Annotated in this window: 14 protein-coding genes and 1 tRNA gene; 5 read left to right on the forward strand and 10 right to left on the reverse strand. The window is 75.2% G+C overall.

The genetic code is table 11. From position 1 onward, the window contains the following. Positions 1 to 47 precede the first annotated feature (47 nt). The gene (locus tag PHY01_RS06570; protein ID WP_141277626.1) at positions 48 to 1,502 is read right to left on the reverse strand and encodes a flavin-containing monooxygenase; all 1,455 of its coding nucleotides are present in this window, start codon (positions 1,500 to 1,502) and stop codon (positions 48 to 50) included. A 249-nt stretch (positions 1,503 to 1,751) separates the two neighbouring features. Beyond that, positions 1,752 to 2,624, reverse strand: a complete 873-nt coding sequence (locus PHY01_RS06575; RefSeq protein WP_141277627.1) for a response regulator transcription factor — start codon at positions 2,622 to 2,624, stop codon at positions 1,752 to 1,754. Between the two features lie 198 nt (positions 2,625 to 2,822). Between PHY01_RS06575 and PHY01_RS06580 the strand changes: the two genes are divergently transcribed. Continuing rightward, a complete protein-coding gene (locus PHY01_RS06580; RefSeq protein WP_141277628.1) occupies positions 2,823 to 4,181 on the forward strand; it encodes an MFS transporter in 1,359 nt (452 codons plus the stop codon). A 27-nt stretch (positions 4,182 to 4,208) separates the two neighbouring features. Here PHY01_RS06580 and PHY01_RS27010 read toward each other — a convergent pair whose 3' ends face one another. Genes PHY01_RS27010 through PHY01_RS06605 form a run of 6 tightly spaced genes read right to left on the reverse strand, consistent with a single transcriptional unit; the run spans position 4,209 to position 9,196 of the window. Next, entirely contained in the window at positions 4,209 to 4,679 is a 471-nt protein-coding gene (locus PHY01_RS27010) for an MFS transporter (protein WP_218030035.1), read from the reverse strand. 45 nt (positions 4,680 to 4,724) lie between these two features. After that, on the reverse strand, positions 4,725 to 5,462 hold the full coding sequence (locus tag PHY01_RS27015; protein WP_218030036.1) for an MFS transporter: 738 nt from the start codon (positions 5,460 to 5,462) through the stop codon (positions 4,725 to 4,727). Between the two features lie 3 nt (positions 5,463 to 5,465). Beyond that, positions 5,466 to 5,888, reverse strand: coding sequence for an MAPEG family protein (locus PHY01_RS06590; RefSeq protein WP_218030037.1), 423 nt, complete (start codon positions 5,886 to 5,888; stop codon positions 5,466 to 5,468). Beyond that, complete coding sequence (gshB, locus tag PHY01_RS06595; protein WP_141277629.1) at positions 5,885 to 6,883, reverse strand: glutathione synthase; 999 nt, start codon at positions 6,881 to 6,883, stop codon at positions 5,885 to 5,887. The genes PHY01_RS06590 and gshB overlap by 4 nt, the downstream gene beginning before the upstream one ends. After that, positions 6,880 to 7,935 carry a glutamate-cysteine ligase family protein gene (locus tag PHY01_RS06600; protein WP_141277630.1) on the reverse strand — a complete coding sequence of 352 codons (1,056 nt, stop codon included), beginning with the start codon at positions 7,933 to 7,935 and terminating at the stop codon, positions 6,880 to 6,882. The genes gshB and PHY01_RS06600 overlap by 4 nt, the downstream gene beginning before the upstream one ends. Before the next feature lie 43 nt (positions 7,936 to 7,978). Then, on the reverse strand, positions 7,979 to 9,196 hold the full coding sequence (locus PHY01_RS06605) for a cation:proton antiporter (RefSeq protein WP_141277631.1): 1,218 nt from the start codon (positions 9,194 to 9,196) through the stop codon (positions 7,979 to 7,981). A gap of 421 nt (positions 9,197 to 9,617) precedes the next feature. On the opposite strand from PHY01_RS06605, the gene PHY01_RS06610 reads away from it, so the two are divergent. Beyond that, positions 9,618 to 10,406, forward strand: coding sequence for a S1C family serine protease (locus tag PHY01_RS06610; protein WP_218030038.1), 789 nt, complete (start codon positions 9,618 to 9,620; stop codon positions 10,404 to 10,406). After that, positions 10,403 to 10,660 (forward strand): PDZ domain-containing protein, encoded by a 258-nt coding sequence (locus tag PHY01_RS27020; protein ID WP_218030039.1) that lies wholly within the window; start codon positions 10,403 to 10,405, stop codon positions 10,658 to 10,660. Before PHY01_RS06610 ends, PHY01_RS27020 begins: the two co-directional genes overlap by 4 nt. Positions 10,661 to 10,868: 208 nt before the next feature. Here the strand turns inward: PHY01_RS27020 and PHY01_RS06615 are convergent. Further along, positions 10,869 to 10,942, reverse strand: a tRNA-Arg gene (locus tag PHY01_RS06615). A gap of 122 nt (positions 10,943 to 11,064) precedes the next feature. Between PHY01_RS06615 and PHY01_RS06620 the strand changes: the two genes are divergently transcribed. After that, positions 11,065 to 11,862, forward strand: a complete 798-nt coding sequence (locus PHY01_RS06620; RefSeq protein ID WP_141277632.1) for a PP2C family protein-serine/threonine phosphatase — start codon at positions 11,065 to 11,067, stop codon at positions 11,860 to 11,862. Positions 11,863 to 11,928: 66 nt separating this feature from the next. Here the strand turns inward: PHY01_RS06620 and PHY01_RS06625 are convergent, their stop codons facing one another. Then, a complete protein-coding gene (locus PHY01_RS06625; protein WP_141277633.1) occupies positions 11,929 to 12,513 on the reverse strand; it encodes a methyltransferase domain-containing protein in 585 nt (194 codons plus the stop codon). A gap of 57 nt (positions 12,514 to 12,570) precedes the next feature. On the opposite strand from PHY01_RS06625, the gene PHY01_RS06630 reads away from it, so the two are divergent. Continuing rightward, positions 12,571 to 14,748 (forward strand): bifunctional copper resistance protein CopD/cytochrome c oxidase assembly protein, encoded by a 2,178-nt coding sequence (locus PHY01_RS06630; RefSeq protein WP_141277634.1) that lies wholly within the window; start codon positions 12,571 to 12,573, stop codon positions 14,746 to 14,748. Positions 14,749 to 15,027 lie beyond the last annotated feature (279 nt).

The following is a 15,027-nucleotide window of genomic DNA, read 5'->3' on the forward strand; positions in this document are numbered from 1 at the left end:
CCTCGGCTCATCGTGCCCGCCGGGCCCGGCGGCGGGCAAGCCGCCGGTCACCCGGCGGGGACCCGCCCGGGGACGAGGTCCATGTCGCGGTCCAGCGTGGCGGTGCGCATGACGATCCGGTCGAGCAGGTAGTTCTGCCGCACGTCGAAGGGCTCCCGTCCGGTGCGTCGCGGGAACCGGTCGACCGCGCGCCGGACGTAGGACGAGGTGAGGTCCAGGAACGGCAGCCGGGGGGTGTCCGCGGCCGGGACGCGCGGCGTCGCCGAGGCCAGGCCGCGCCGGCGCAAATGGCGCACCAGCCGGGCGACGTAGCGCGACGACAGGTCGGCGCGCAGCGTCCACGAGGCGTTGGTGTAGCCGAAGCAGAACGCCAGGTTCGGCACGCCGCCGAGCATGAGACCCCGGTAGACGACGGTGCGGCCGACGTCGACGGGCTCGCCGTCGACCTCCAGGTCCATCCCGCCCAACGGCAGCAGCGTCAGCCCGGTCGCCGACACCACGACGTCGGCATCGAGCACCCGCCCCGACTCCAGCCGCACGCCCTCGGGCACGAACCGGTCGATCCGCTCGGTCACCACCGACGCCCGGCCGTCGGCGACGGCGCGGAAGAAGTCGCCGCCGGGCACCACGCACAGCCGCTGGTCCCACGGCTCGTAGGCGGGGGTGAAGTGCTCGTCGAGGTAGGCGGGGTCGTCCAGGAAGCGCCGGGCGCCCGCCCGCAGCAGCTTCTTGGCGGTCTCCGGGCGCCGCCGGCACAGCTGGTAGAACGCCGAGGTCAGCAGCACGTTCTTGGTGCGCACCAGCGAGTGCGCGACGCCCGCGGGCAGGAACCGGCGCAGCGCGTCGGCGACGCCGTCGGTGCGCGCCAGCGCCGTCAGGTAGGACGGGGAGCGCTGCAGCATCGTCACGTGCCCGGCCGTCTGCGCCATCGCCGGTACGAGCGTGACGGCCGTGGCCCCGCTGCCGACGACGACCACCCGCCGCCCGGCGTGGTCGAGGTCGGCGGGCCAGAACTGGGGATGCACGAACCGGCCCGCGAAGTCGTCGAGGCCCGGGAAGTCGGGCTGGTGGCCCTGCTCGTAGTCGTAGTAGCCGGCGCAGACGTAGAGGAACGAGCAGGTCCAGGTCGCCCCGCCCCGGGTCCGCACCGTCCACCGCGCCTCGTCCGACGACCACTGCGCGCCGGTCACCCGCGTGCCGAACCGGATGTGCTCGGTGATCCGCGCCTGCGCGGCGGTGTCGCGGATGTAGTCCCGGATGCGCTCCCCGCCGGCCATCGACTCCGGCTCCCGCCACGGCCGGAACGGGTAGGCCAGGGTGAACATGTCGGAGTCCGACCGCACGCCGGGGTAGCGGAACAGGTCCCAGGTGCCCCCGATCGCGTCGCGGGACTCCAGGATCGCGTAGGTCGTGCCCGGTGCGTCGTGCTGCAGCCGCCAGGCGGCGCCGATCCCCGACAGCCCGGCCCCGACGATCAGCACGTCGACGTGGTCAGTGGTCATCTCCCGAGTCTGCGCCACCGGGGCCCGCGGCGGGGAGGGCACACGGCGGCGGCGAGCACCGGGTCCCGTGCCGAGCGGGCGCCCGTGGTGCCCGGCGGCGTCGGCGGAACGGCCCTCGGCGTGCGCCACCCGCCCGCCGCACCATGATCACCGTCTCGGTGCGTTTCCGGCGGGGGATCGCCGGAAACGCGCCCAGACGGTGATCATGGATGGACGGCCGGCCGTCGTCGTACGAGCGGTCGTCGTGCCTCAGATCAGGCCCGCCTCGCGCGCGGCGATGACCGCGCGGGCGCGGTTGCGGGTCCGCAGCTTGCGCATGGCGCTGTGCAGGTAGGCCTTCACGGTGCCGACGGTGATGCCGAGGTGGGCCGCGATCTCGGCGTTCGTCGCCCCCACCGCCACGTGCTGCAGCGTCTCGACCTCCCGGGGCGAGAGCGCCGGGCCCGCCCCGTCGCCGCCGGCGACCCGCGGGGCCGCGTCCGGGCCCTCCGCCGGTGACCGCTCCGGGCCGGGCTCGGTCAGCCCGTGGTGGATCCGGCTGAGGCGGTACCGCAGCTCGGGGTCGGTCGTCCGGTCGATGAGGTCGGCGAGCTCGTCGATGGCGGCGTCGCGCGGGTCGCCGGTCGCGGGACGCCCGGGCGGGGCCTGCCACTTCAGCAACGCCGCCGCGTCCCGGGCGATGTTGGCCGCGACCACCCCGGCGTTGCGCACGGCCACGTCGCCGATCGGACGGCTCTCGCGCAGCGCCCCGTACACGACACCGCGCACCGCTCCGTGCACGACGACCGGGCAGGCCAGCAGCGAGGTCAGCCGCTCGTGCTCGACGACGACCTGGTCGTAGTGGTGGGTGATCGACGTCGTGGTGGCGTAGTCGTTGACCCGGCACACCGTTCGGCGCACCATCGCCGCTCCGCCCAGCCCCCGCCCGGACAGCACGCTGACCTGGCGCAGGGAGTCGCCGAGGGTGCCGATCAGGTGGTCGATCGTCAGCTGCTGCGCGTGGCCTGCCGGGCTCGTCGTACCGGCGAAGAGCACCGGGAGCCCGGTGGCCGCCTGCAGCTCGTGGAGCCGACGCGGCAGGACCGTGTCCACGGCGCGGGCGATGGCGCTGTCGTCCGGCACGGACAACCTCCTTCGTCACGGCCGCGGTGCCCGACCCGGGGCGTCACGAGGTGAAACGAGTCACCCGGCCGCAGGTTGCCGTCCGGCCCGGTCCCGCCGGTACTGACTTTGGTTGGTGCCGCCGTGACGTCACCCGCCCCGCCCCGTTGTGCCTCGCAAGCACCCACCTCTCCGTGACCCGCTCGACGAGGAGCCGCGATGTCCACGCCGACCACCGAACCGCCGAAGCCGGTCTCCCTGAGCCGGGTCGCCGCCGCGAGCTGCGCCGGGACGACGATCGAGTTCTACGACTTCTTCATCTACGGGACGGCCGCGGCGCTGGTCTTCCCGAAGGTGTTCTTCCCGGCGCTGGGGCCCACCGCGGGCACCGTGGCCTCGTTCGCGACGTTCGCGGTAGCGTTCTTCGCCCGCCCGGTCGGCGCGGTCATCTTCGGCCACTACGGCGACCGGATCGGCCGCAAGCGCACGCTGATCTCCACGCTGCTGCTGATGGGCATCGCGACCGTCCTGATCGGGCTGCTGCCCGGCGCGGACACGATCGGCGTCGCCGCCCCGCTGATCCTGGTGTTCCTGCGGTTCTGCCAGGGCTTCGCCGTCGGCGGGGAGTGGGCGGGGGCGACGCTGCTCACCGCGGAGTACGCGCCGAAGGAGAAGCGCGGCCTCTACGGGGTCTTCCCCCAGCTCGGCCCGGCGCTGGCGTTCGGCCTGTCCTCGGGCACCTTCCTGATCACCGGCCTGGTCATGGGCGACGACGACGAGGCGTTCCTGACCTACGGCTGGCGGATCCCGTTCCTGCTGTCGATCCTGCTGATCGGCGTCGGGCTGTGGGTGCGCCTGTCGATCGAGGAGACCCCGGCGTTCCGCGCCGCCATGGAGCAGGCGAAGACCGAGGTCGTGACGGCCAAGCCGAAGCGGCTGCCGTTCATGGACGCGGTCACGGCCCAGCCGCGCGAGGTCCTGCTCTCCGCCGGCGCACTGGCGATGCTGTTCACCTTCTTCTACATGGGCACCGCATACCTGACCTCCTACGGCACCAACCCCGACGGCGCCGGGCTCTCGCGCCCGACCGTGCTGGGCATCGGCGTCGGGGTGTCGATCGTCTTCGCCATCGCGACGGTCGTCGCGGGCATCCTGTCGGACCGGTTCGGTCGCCGTAACCTCATCCGCGCCGCGTGCGTGGCCGGCATCCTGTGGGCGCCCTTCCTGTTCCCGCTGCTGGACACCGGCACCCCGCTCGCCTTCGCCACCGGGCTCACGGTGACGATGGTGATTTTCGCGATCGCCTACGGCCCCGCCGGGTCGTACCTGCCCGAGCTGTTCCGGGCGAAGTACCGCTACACGGGCGCGGGCCTGGGCTACAACCTCGCGGGCGTGCTGGGCGGGGCGATCCCGCCGCTGCTCGCCCCCGGCCTGGCCGCGTCGTTCGGGTCGATCGCGATCGGCTTCATGATGGCGCTGATGGGCGTCCTGTCGCTGATCTGCGTCTCGGCGCTGCGCGAGACGAGCAACACCGCGCTCGAGCACGAGGCCGACTTCGCGGAGCGGGCGTCCGTCTGACGGTCGCCCCGGCACGTGACCGGCCCCCTACCGGCTACCACCGGTGGGGGGCCGACGTGCGTCCCGGCCGGTCCCGGCAGTGTGTTCCCCCGCCGTCGGGGTCCCCGCCTCCCGGGAGCCGGCCGTCAGGACGCCGGCCGTCAGGGCCGCGGTGGCCGCGCCGAACAGGAACGGTGCCGACGCGCCCGCCGTCGCGGCGAGCCATCCGGCGAGCGGCCCGCTGACGACCATCGCGCCGAGCAGCACCACGGCGAACACGGCCATCACCCGGCCGAGCATGTCGGGCCGGGCCTGCTGCAACCGGGCGATCACCGCGCCGAGCAGCACCGACCACCCCAGGCCCGCGACGGCGAGCCCGGCGAGCACGAGCCCCGGCGCGAGGGCGACGACGAGCTGCCCGGCGGCGACGAGGGCCGTCGCCGCCGCCGTCGTGTGCGGGCCGGGCAGGCCCCGCGCCGCGGCGACCAGGGTCCCGACCAGCGAGCCCGCGGTGAACACCGCCAGCGCGGCCCCGATCGCGCCGGCCCCGCCGCCGAGCCGTTCCTACACCAGGATCGGCACGCTGACCTGGTAGGAGAACGTGGTCGTCGCGACCACGGCGAGCACCACGACCGGCCGCCGCAGCGCCGGGACGCCCCAGACGTGGGCCAGGCCGTCGCGCACCTGGCGCGGTGCGCGGGGCGTGCGCGGGCTCGGCCCGATCGGCAGCGTCGCGAGCACCGCGACGTCGACCAGGAACGACAGCGCGTTGATCCCGAACGTGACGGCCGCCCCGAACGCCGGCACGAGCAGCCCGCCGAGCCCGGCGCCCAGCGTCATGCCGACCAGCAGCAGCGTCCCGGACAGGGCCGCCGCGGCCGGGGCGTCCGCGGGCGGGACGAGCTGTGGGACGAGCGCGCGCCGCGCCGGGGTGTCGACCGCGTTGACGATGCCCCAGGCCGCGGCGAGCACGCCGATCACCGGCAGCGTCAGCAGCCCGCAGGCCGCGGCCACCGCGAACGCCGCGGCGACGAGCGCCAGCCCGGCCTCGGCGGCCATCAGCACCGTCCGCCGGTCGAACCGGTCGGCGAGCGCGCCGCACCACGCCCCGAGCACCAGCGTCGGGAGGAACTGCAGCGCCACCACCCAGCCCAGGGCGCCCGGGTCCAGTGCCACCACCACGGCCGAGAGCGCCACGACCTGCGCCCACGAGCACGTCACCGAGGGCAGCTGACCCGCGGCGTAGCGCCGGAAGGCGCGGCTGCGCAGGGGCGCGAGCGCGGTGTCGACCGCGGTGGCCACGCCTCACACCACCGTGAACACGGCGGCGACGGCCAGTGCGACGCCGAACAGGTAGGTGCCCATCGCCCCGGCCATCCCGGCCGCGCCGTGCTGGGCGAGCGAGGGCGAGCTGAGCATCCCGTAGGCGTGCAGCAGCCGGGCCGCCGTCGCGCCGACGATCAGCGGGATCGCGACGGCCGCCGGGCTCCCGAACCCCACCACGAGGAACAGCACGGCGAGGTAGGGCACGTACTCGCTGGCGTTGCCGTGCGCGCGCTGGGCGATGAGCAGCGGCGACGCCGGGTCGGTCGGGGTCTGTGACCCGCCGGCCTTCGCGGTGACGCCGCGCATCCGCGAGACGTTGAAGCCGAGCAGAAACAGCATCGCGCCGAGGACGGCGACGCCGAGGACGGCGGCGACCAGCGCGGTGGACGAGGTGGGGGTCATGCCGGTGTCCTTTCCAGGAGGGAGGGGGCGAGCAGGGAGCCGTCGAGTGCACGGCCGACGACGTCGGCGCACAGCGACCAGCCCAGCAGGGCGTCGGCCTTGCGCAGGCCGCCGACGCTGGTCACGTTCACCTCGATGAGGTGCGGGCCGATGACGTCGAGACCGGCGAGATGGACACCGTGCCGGCGCAGGGTCGGCGCGAGCCGGGCACAGATCTCGCGGTCCCGGTCGGTGAGCGGGGCCGCGGCCATCCGGGTGTCGCAGATGCGGAAGTCCCCGCCGGTGGGGAAGCGGTGGACGGCCCCGACCGGCTCGCCCTCGACCACGAACACCCGCTTGTTGCCCGCGGTCACCTCGCGCAGGTAGGGCTGCAGCACCGCGGCGCGGGTGCCCGCACCCGTCACGGTCTCGACCAGCGAGGCCAGGTTGGGGTCGTGGTGGTCCAGCCGCAGCACGCCGCGGCCGGCGAACCCGTCGACCGGCTTGGCCACCACCGTCCGGTGCTCGGCGACGAACGCGCGGACCGTGGCCGGGTCGGCGCTGACCAGCGTGGCGGGCGTCAGGTCGGGGAAGTGCAGCGGCAGCAGGTGCTCGCTGCAGGCCCGCAGCCCGGCCGGGGCGTTCACCAGCGCCGTCCGCTGCGGGTCGACGAGGTCGAGCACCAGGGTGGCGGTGACGAACCGGTCGTCCAGCGGCGGCTCGGTGCGCACGAAGACCGCCGCGGCCTCGTCGAGCTCCAGGACGGCGGGCGTCCCCGCGCGGAACCACGGGTCGGGCACGGTCCAGCGGCAGCCCTGGTCGGGGACGCTCGGGGCCAGGTGCAGCGGGGTGGCGAGGCAGCGGGCCCGGCCGTCGCGGGCCTCCAGCGCGAGGGCGCCGGTCGCCCACACCCGCGCCCCGCGCCGCTGCGCGGCGTGCATGAGGCCGATGCTGGTGTCCAGGGCCGGGTCGAGCCGCTCCAGCGGGTCGACGACGAACACGACGTCCGCGGTCATCGCGCCGGCACCTCCCCGAGCGCGGCCTGCGCGCAGGCGGCGATCGCGAGCAGATCGGCGGCGTGCGGCGTCCAGCCGTCGGCGGCGGCGCGCCACGCGGCGGGCAGGTCGCCCATCCCGGGCAGCAGCAGGTCCAGGGCCTCGCGGCGGGCGCGGGGGTGGGTGAGCAGGGTGTGCACGGTGTGCACCGCCGCCGCGATCCGCCCGTCGGGCTGCGCGTCGAGGTAGCGCACCTCCAGGTAGCCCCCGCGCGGGCGGACCGGCGGGAACAGCGTGGACAGGTGACCCCGCGCGTCGAGCCCGGGCAGCGGCAGCCGGGGTGCCGCGGCGGCGAAGGCGAGGTAGGCCCCGACGGGGTCGGCCGCGTCGAGGTGGCGGCCGTCGTAGGCGCAGCGGCGGGGATCGACGCGCGTCCAGATCCCGGTGCGGGCCCCGTCGACGCCGGCCGGGCGGCCGTCCAGGGTCGGGGAGTTGGCGAACGCCGCCGCGAGGTGCGGCCCGGCGAGGTTGGCGACCAGCCACTGCTCCCGCCCGGCCCGCCCCGGCCGCAGGTCGACGCAGACCTGCAGCGACGCGGTCAGCCGCATCATGCGGCGACCGTCGGGTCCGTGCCCGTCGAGCGCGCGTTGCAGGGCGAGGTAGCGCGCGGTCGGCCGGTGCAGGGGGACCTGCGTGCAGTCGTGGTGCGGGTCGGTCCCGGCCGCGATCAGCTCGACGCCCACCCGCGCGGCCCGCTCCCGCACCCGGCGCAGCAGGCCCAGGACGGTGTCGATGACGGCGGGCAGCGGCTGCGGGGCGGGGCTGAGCTCCAGCTGCCCGCCGGGTTCGAAGGTCGGCCGCGCGACGGCGGCGAACCGCGCGTCGAGGACGGGGGCGAGGCGGGCCGGCGCCGGCCGCCCGCCGTCCGCGAGCGGGACGAGCTCGATCTCGACGCCGACCCGGTCCGGCCCGGTCCGGCCCGGTCGCGGGGGCGAACGCGCGGCGCACCGCGCTCTCCAGTTCCATGCGCGAACGCTCGCCCGTGTCGCGGTCCCGGACATCAGTACCGGCACGGAGGTGCGGTACGGATCCCGCACACCGAGCGGCTCCACGCCGTCACCGGTCGCCGCGGGGTACGGCTCGGGGGGTGCCGGCCCGGCGCCCGCGCCGGCGCTGCGCGTCGACCTCCGGCCGGCGACGACGGGGGCCGTCGGCCCACCGGGTCAGGACCGGGCCCGCGGTGGCGAGGATCGTGACGTAGGCGGCGACGAGAGCGCCCAGCCGCGGATCCGCGGCCGCACCGACCAGCCCGATGACGACGATCGAGAACTCACCGCGCGTGATGAGGGCGGTGCCCGCGCGGAGCCTGCCGTCCCGGTCGACGCCGTCCCGGCCCGCGGCGTAGGCACCGGTGAGCACCTTGGTGACCGCGGTGACGGCGGCGAGCGCCAGCGCGGCGGGCAGGACCGGCAGGAGGTCGGTGGCGTCGATCGAGAGGCCGATGGCCAGGAAGAACGCGGCGGCGAACAGGTCGCGCACCGGGGCCAGCACCTCGCGGGCGCGGTCGGTGATCTCGCCGGTGAGGCTCAGACCCACCAGGAACGCCCCGACCCCGGCCGAGATGTTGATCGTCTCGGCGAGGGCGGCCACGAGCAGGGTGACGCCGACGATCCGCAGGAGCAGCTGCTCGGGTTCCGGATGGGACAGGGCGCCGCCGATGCGGTGCCCCCACCGCCGGGACGCCAGCAGGGCCATGGACAGCGCCCCCACGGCGACGAGCACGCCGAGCAACGCCTGCCACCAGGTACCGCCTGCGGCCATGACCGCCAGCACGGGGAGGTAGATCGCCATCGCGAAGTCCTCGAGCACCAGGACCGCGAGGACGGAGGGCGTCTCCGGGTTCTGCAGCCGCCGCAGGTCGACCAGGAGCCGGGCGACGATGCCCGACGACGACACCCACGTGACGCCGGCCATCGCCAGGACACCGACCGCGTCGAGACCGAGGAGCAGCCCGGCGATGGCACCGGGAGTCGCGTTGAGCACCGCGTCGACCACGACGGACGGCCGGTGCCGCCGCAGGCCCTCGGCGAACTGGTCGCCGGAGAACTCCAGGCCGAGCACGAGCAGGAGCAGCACCAGGCCGATCTGGGCGCTGGTCTCGATGAAGGTCGCCGAGGCCGGGACGAGCCCGAGGCCGCCCTCCCCGACGGCGAGCCCGGCCAGCAGGTACAGCGGTACGGGGGTCAGCGACAGCCGGTGGGCGATCGTGCCGAGCACGCTCAGCACGATCAGGAGGGCACCCAGCTCCAGCAGCAGCGCGATGGAGTGCGACATGCCCGGTCACCCGGACCCGGACGGGCCGGGTGGGTGGCCTCCACGGGGCACGGCCCCGGTCGTGTCTGCCGGACCCGGCGGAGCCGGGACCCGTCCTGCCGGGCGGGGTGGAGCGGCCGGTGCGGTCACCGGGCGACTATCCCCGGCGGGCCCGCGTCCCGGCATCGTCCTGCGGTGGCGAGGGCCCGGCCGTCCGTTCGTCCTGCCGGCACGTGTCCGCGACCGGGCGCGACCCCGTCCCGCGCTCCCCGGCCGTGGGTCGACCGCCCCGCCCGTCGGCGACGGCTGCCGTCGACCCTGCCGGGCCGGTCGGGAGCCGGCAGTTCCGCCACGTCGGGCCGGTCGACCCCGGCTCTCGGGCTGGAACGGTCGGGGGGACCGTCGGCGCGGGCCGGCGTCGGACCGGAGAGGCGGCCGATCGATGAAGGGTGTTCCCCATCCGCTGCACCGACCCGCCCTCGTGCTGGTGGCGGCCGCCGTCCTGGCGGGATGCACGGCGGGCGACGAGGAGCCGGCGCCCGGGCCCGCCCGGTCGCTGGAGGAGGAGTTCGTCTCGGTCGTCCGGCAGGCCCTGCCGTCCGTCGTCGAGATCACCCACGACGGGGGGGTCGGCTCGGGGGTCGTGTTCGACGGCGAGGGGCACATCGTCACCAACGCGCACGTCGTCGGCACGGCCACGGCCTTCGACGTGCGCGTCGCCACCAGCAGCGCGGTCCGGCGGGCGACGCTCGTGTACTCCTATCCGGTCGAGGACCTCGCCGTGATCCGGGTGGAGGACACCGCCGGGCTGGTACCCGCGCGGTTCGGCGAGCCGAGGGACCTGCGGGTCGGCGAGATCGTCATGGCGGTCGGCAGCCCGCTCGGGCTGGAGGGCAGCGTGACGCAGGGCATCGTGTCGGCCCTGGGCCGGTCGGTGCCGGAGCCACCCGACCCGGCGAGCGGAACGCCGGGCACGGTGCTGCGTCAGACGATCCAGACCAGCGCACCGATCAACCCGGGCAACAGCGGGGGAGCGCTGGTCGACCTCGACGGGGAGGTCGTCGGCATCCCCACCTCGCGGCCGTCAACCCGGGGATCGGCGGCACGGCGGCGGGTATCGGGTTCGCGATCCCGGCGGACATCGCCCGGGACATCGCGCGCCAGATCGTCGACAACGGACGGGTCCTGCGATCCGGACGGGCCGCGCTGGGGGTCACGGTCGTCACCGTGACGGACGAGCGCGGCGAGCCGGTCGGGGCCGGTGTGGCCGCCCTCGATCCGGCCGGCCCGGCCGCCACGGCCGGCGCGCAGGCGGGCGACCTGATCACGCAGATCGACGGTGACGAGGTCCGGACCTCGCAGGACGTGCAGGCGGCGATCGCCGAGCGTCGGCCGGGCGACGTCGTCCGCCTCACCGTCGCACGACCACCGGCCGCCGAGCCGTACACGCTGACGATCACACTCGGCGAGCTGCCCGCCGCCTGATCGGGTGCGGTGGTCGGCCGGGCGTCGCCACCGTGCCGCCGGCCCGACCGCGCGGGAGTTCGCCGACCACCTCGGGCACGAGCGGGTGAGCACGACCCGGGAGGTCTCCATGGGCCGTCGCGTCCACCGCCCCCGGGCGTGAACGGTAGGTACCCGGTGGGTGGATCGTGCGTGCCTCCGCAGGCCATGGCGCTGACCTGGTGTCGTGCGCCCTCGGCAGGACTCGAACCTGCGACCTAGAGATTAGAAGGCTCTTGCTCTATCCAGCTGAGCTACGAGGGCCGGAGCGGGACGAACCGCTCATGCCGAGCCTAGCGGGCCCCCTACCCACCCCGCCTGCCGAGCGGTGTGTCTCCCGGGTGTCGTCGTGGTGTCGGAAGTTGACCTCATGAGAAGGTGTGCGTATGCCCCTGACGCTGCGCTCGGCGGCCGGGTCCGACGTCGGTCGGCGCCGTCCGCTGAACCAGGACTCCGCGGTCACGAGTCCGCGCCTGCTCGCCGTCGCCGACGGCATGGGCGGGCACGCGCACGGCGAGGTGGCCAGCTCCGTCGCCGTGACCGCGCTGGCCGATCTCGACAAGGACCTCGCGGGCACCGATCTCGCGGGCACCGACCTGCTCGGCGCGCTGGCCCGGGCCGTCACGGCCGCGGCCGACCGCCTCACCGGGCTGGCGCGGGAGAACACCGCGCTGCGCGGATCGGGCACCACTGTCGTCGCCCTGCTCTTCGACGACGCGCGGGTGGGCATCCTGCACGTTGGCGACTCGCGCGCCTACCTCGTCCGCGACGGCGAGCTGGTGCGGCTCACGCGCGACCACACGCTCGTCCAGGCCCTGGTCGACGAGGGCCGCATCTCGGTGCAGGAGGCGCGCGAGCACCCGCGCCGGTCGATGCTCATGCGCACGCTGCAGGACGGCAACACCGTCGAGCCGGACCTCTTCCACCACGAGGCGCGGGCGGGCGACCGGTACCTGGTGTGCTCCGACGGCGTCACCGCGGTGCTCGGAGACGACGAGGTCCTCGACGTGCTCGTCGGCGCCGGGACGCCGCAGGGCGCGGTGGAGCGGTTGATCGAGCTGGCCAACGAGGGCGGCGGGCCGGACAACATCACTTGTGTGGTCGCCGACGTCGTCGAGGGCGAGGACCCCGTGTCCGACGCCGGGCCGGAGCTGGTCGGGGCCGCAGCCGCGACACCCGGCTGACGGGCGACCCGCCCGGCGGCGCCACGGTCACCGTCGACGTGCCCGCCGGACCGGCCCCGCCGCGCGCTAACGGCGGGCGACGAACCGGCGCAGCGGCACGGGCAGACGTGATCCGGGCCCGGCGCGTCGCGTGAGCGCAGCCGCCAGCCCGTCGCGGACGTCCGGGGTGAGGTCGGGCCACAGCCCGGCCGCGGGCAGCGCGTCGACGGCACGGCGCGCGGCGGCGGAGTCGGGCAGGGGGAGGGTGAGCGGGAGCCGGTCGTCGGCCAGCACCGCGAAGTCCGCCGCGCTGAGCAGCCATCCCGCGTCGTCGAGCGCGGCCCGGTGCCGCCACGGCCCGCGGTGCACCGGGCGCAACGCGCCACGCCAGCGCAGCTCCGCGACCGAGCGCACCGCCACCGACGGGGTGACGACGACCAGCGTCCCGCCCGGCCGCAGCACGTACCGTAGCTCCGCGAACGCCGCGTCGACGTCGATGACGCGGTGCAGCGCGAGCAGCAGCACCACCGCACCCGCGCCGCCGCGGCCGACGGGGTCCGCGTGCAGCCGCCCGTCGACGACCCGGGGGAGCACCACCGGGTCCAGGTGACGCACCGGCGCCTCCGCCCAGCCGCGCACGTCGCCGCCGTGGAGGGCGTCGAGGATGTGCACCGACGCAGTGTGCCCGGCCCCCGGCCGCCCGCCGTACCTGCGGCTAGCCTGGCTGACATGGCGAAGACCCCCGTCGAGACCGCCGCCCGCCCGTCCGGACCGGCGGCCCTGGTCGCGGTCGGGACGACCGTCGCCGTACTGATCGCGGCAGGACTCACCCTCCTGTCCGGCGCGCGCCCGCTCGTCGCGCTGGGGCTGCCCGATCCGGGGGTGCTCACGACGGTGGGACTGCCCGCGGTGCGGGCGGTCGCCGAGGTCGCGATGGTGCTGACGATCGGGGCGCTGTTGCTCGCCGCGTTCCTGGTGCCCCCGCAACGCTCCGGCTACCTCGACGTCGCGGGTTACCGCGCGCTGCGCACGGCCTGCTGGACGGGCGTCGCGTGGGTGGTCGCAGCGGTACTGCTGGTCCCGCTCACCGTCGCCGACGCCCTCGGCCGCCCCGTCGCCGAGGTGCTCGACGCGCGGCTGCTGCTCGACGCGATCCCGCAGCTCGCGGCGTCCACGGCCTGGTCCTGGACCGCGGTGATCGCGCTGCTCGTCGTCGTCGGGACCCGTAGCGTCCTGACCTGGGGCTGGACCACGGTGCTGTTCGGCCTGTCGGTGGTCGGCCCGCTCCCGGTGACGCTGACGGGGCACTCCGCGGCGGGGGGGGCGCACGACCTCGCCACCGACAGCCTGGTGCTGCACGTGCTGGCGGCGTCGCTGTGGGTGGGCGGGCTGGTTGCGGTCGTCGCGCTGGCGGCGGCCCGAGGGCCCGACCGCGCCGCCGCCCTGGCGACGGCCGTACCGCGCTTCTCCCATGTCGCGCTCGTGTGCTGGGTCGTGCTCGCCGTCACCGGGATCGTGAACGCGTTGACCCGCATCGCCCCCGGGGCCCTGTTCGGCAGCTACTACGGCGGCCTGCTGCTGGCCAAGGCGGGCGCACTGCTGGCGCTGGGGGCCTTCGGGGCACTGCACCGGCAGCGCACGGTCGGACCGGCGTCGCGGGGGGAGCCACGGGCGCTGCTGCGCCTGGGCGGCGTCGAGATCCTCCTGATGCTCGCGACGATCGGGCTGGCCGTCGCGCTGGGGCGCACCGCGGCACCCGACGACGGCAGCGGCGCACCGTCACGGGCCGAGGCCCTGATCGGTTACGACCTCGCCGGGCCTCCCACGCTGGAGCGCCTGCTGTTCGACTGGCGCTTCGACCTGATCTTCGGCTCCGCCGCGATCGTGCTGGCGCTGGCCTACCTGGTGGGGGTGCGCAGGCTGCGGGCCCGCGGTGACGGGTGGCCGGTCGGCCGCACGCTGGCCTGGCTGGCGGGATGCGCGGCACTGCTGGTGGCCACGAGCTCGGGGATCGGGCGCTACGGCCCCGCGATGTTCAGCGTCCACATGGGCGAGCACATGATCCTGTCGATGCTGGTGCCGATCCTGCTCGTGCTCGGCGGGCCGGTCACGCTCGCGCTGCGGACACTCCCGTCCGGTGGCCGCAGCGGGCCCCCGGGGCCGCGCGAGTGGCTGCTGGCCGCGGTGCACTCACCGCTGTCGCGCTGGTTGACGCACCCGCTGGTGGCGCTCCCGCTGTTCGTCGGCTCCTACTACGCGCTGTACTTCTCCGGGATCTTCCCCGCCGCGCTGCCCGAGCACGGGGCGCACGTGCTGATGAACCTGCACTTCCTGCTGGTCGGGGCGCTGTTCTTCTGGCCGATCATCGGGATCGACCCGTCGCCGCGCCGGCTGCCCCCGGTGGCCCGGCTGGCCGTGGTCTTCGCGTCGGTGCCGTTCCACGCCTTCTTCGGGGTCGCCCTGATGAGCAGTGCGACGGTGATCGGCGGCGACTTCTACCGCGCGCTGGCCCTGCCCTGGGTGCCCGACCTGCTGGAAGACCAGCGGCTCGGCGGTGGACTCGCGTGGGCGTCGGGGGAGCTGCCGCTGCTGCTCGTGGTCATCGCGCTGCTGATCCAGTGGTCGCGTCACGACGAGCGGTCGGCGCGACGCGATGATCGTCGGGCCGAGCACGACGGCGATGCCGACCTCCGGGCCTACAACGCGATGCTCCACCGTCTGGCGACGGAAACCGGGCCGTCCGTCGCGCACAGCGACATTTCGAGAAGTTCCCCAGGTCACACCGATGAGCGTGCCGACCTCGCCGATGGGGAGCCGAGCGCCCGTTCCGACGCCAACGGGACGTCCGTCCCCGCAGGTCACGGCCTCGACCGGGATGGATCGGACCGGTCCGAACCGCCCCGCTGACCCCGACCGTTCATCGCCGACGAACGCGACGGACGCGACGCTGGGTGACGGTTCCGGGCATGTTTCCGCTGGTCAGCGCGGTCCAGGGGGGGCGATTTGACTTGGTGTCAACCCCCCGCGTAACTTTCTCTTTGTCAGCGCGACACCGGACAGAACGAAGCCCCTCAGGGGCCCGGTCAACAGGTGAGCGAGGACCGCCCCACTGGGACCCCCCAGGATCCGCGAGGATCGGGAGGTGTACGGTGGGAACACAGCCCCAGAACGTTGCATGACTGCGAC

The sequence above is a fragment of the Pseudonocardia hydrocarbonoxydans genome, assembly GCF_006539565.1.
Taxonomy (GTDB): domain Bacteria; phylum Actinomycetota; class Actinomycetes; order Mycobacteriales; family Pseudonocardiaceae; genus Pseudonocardia; species Pseudonocardia hydrocarbonoxydans.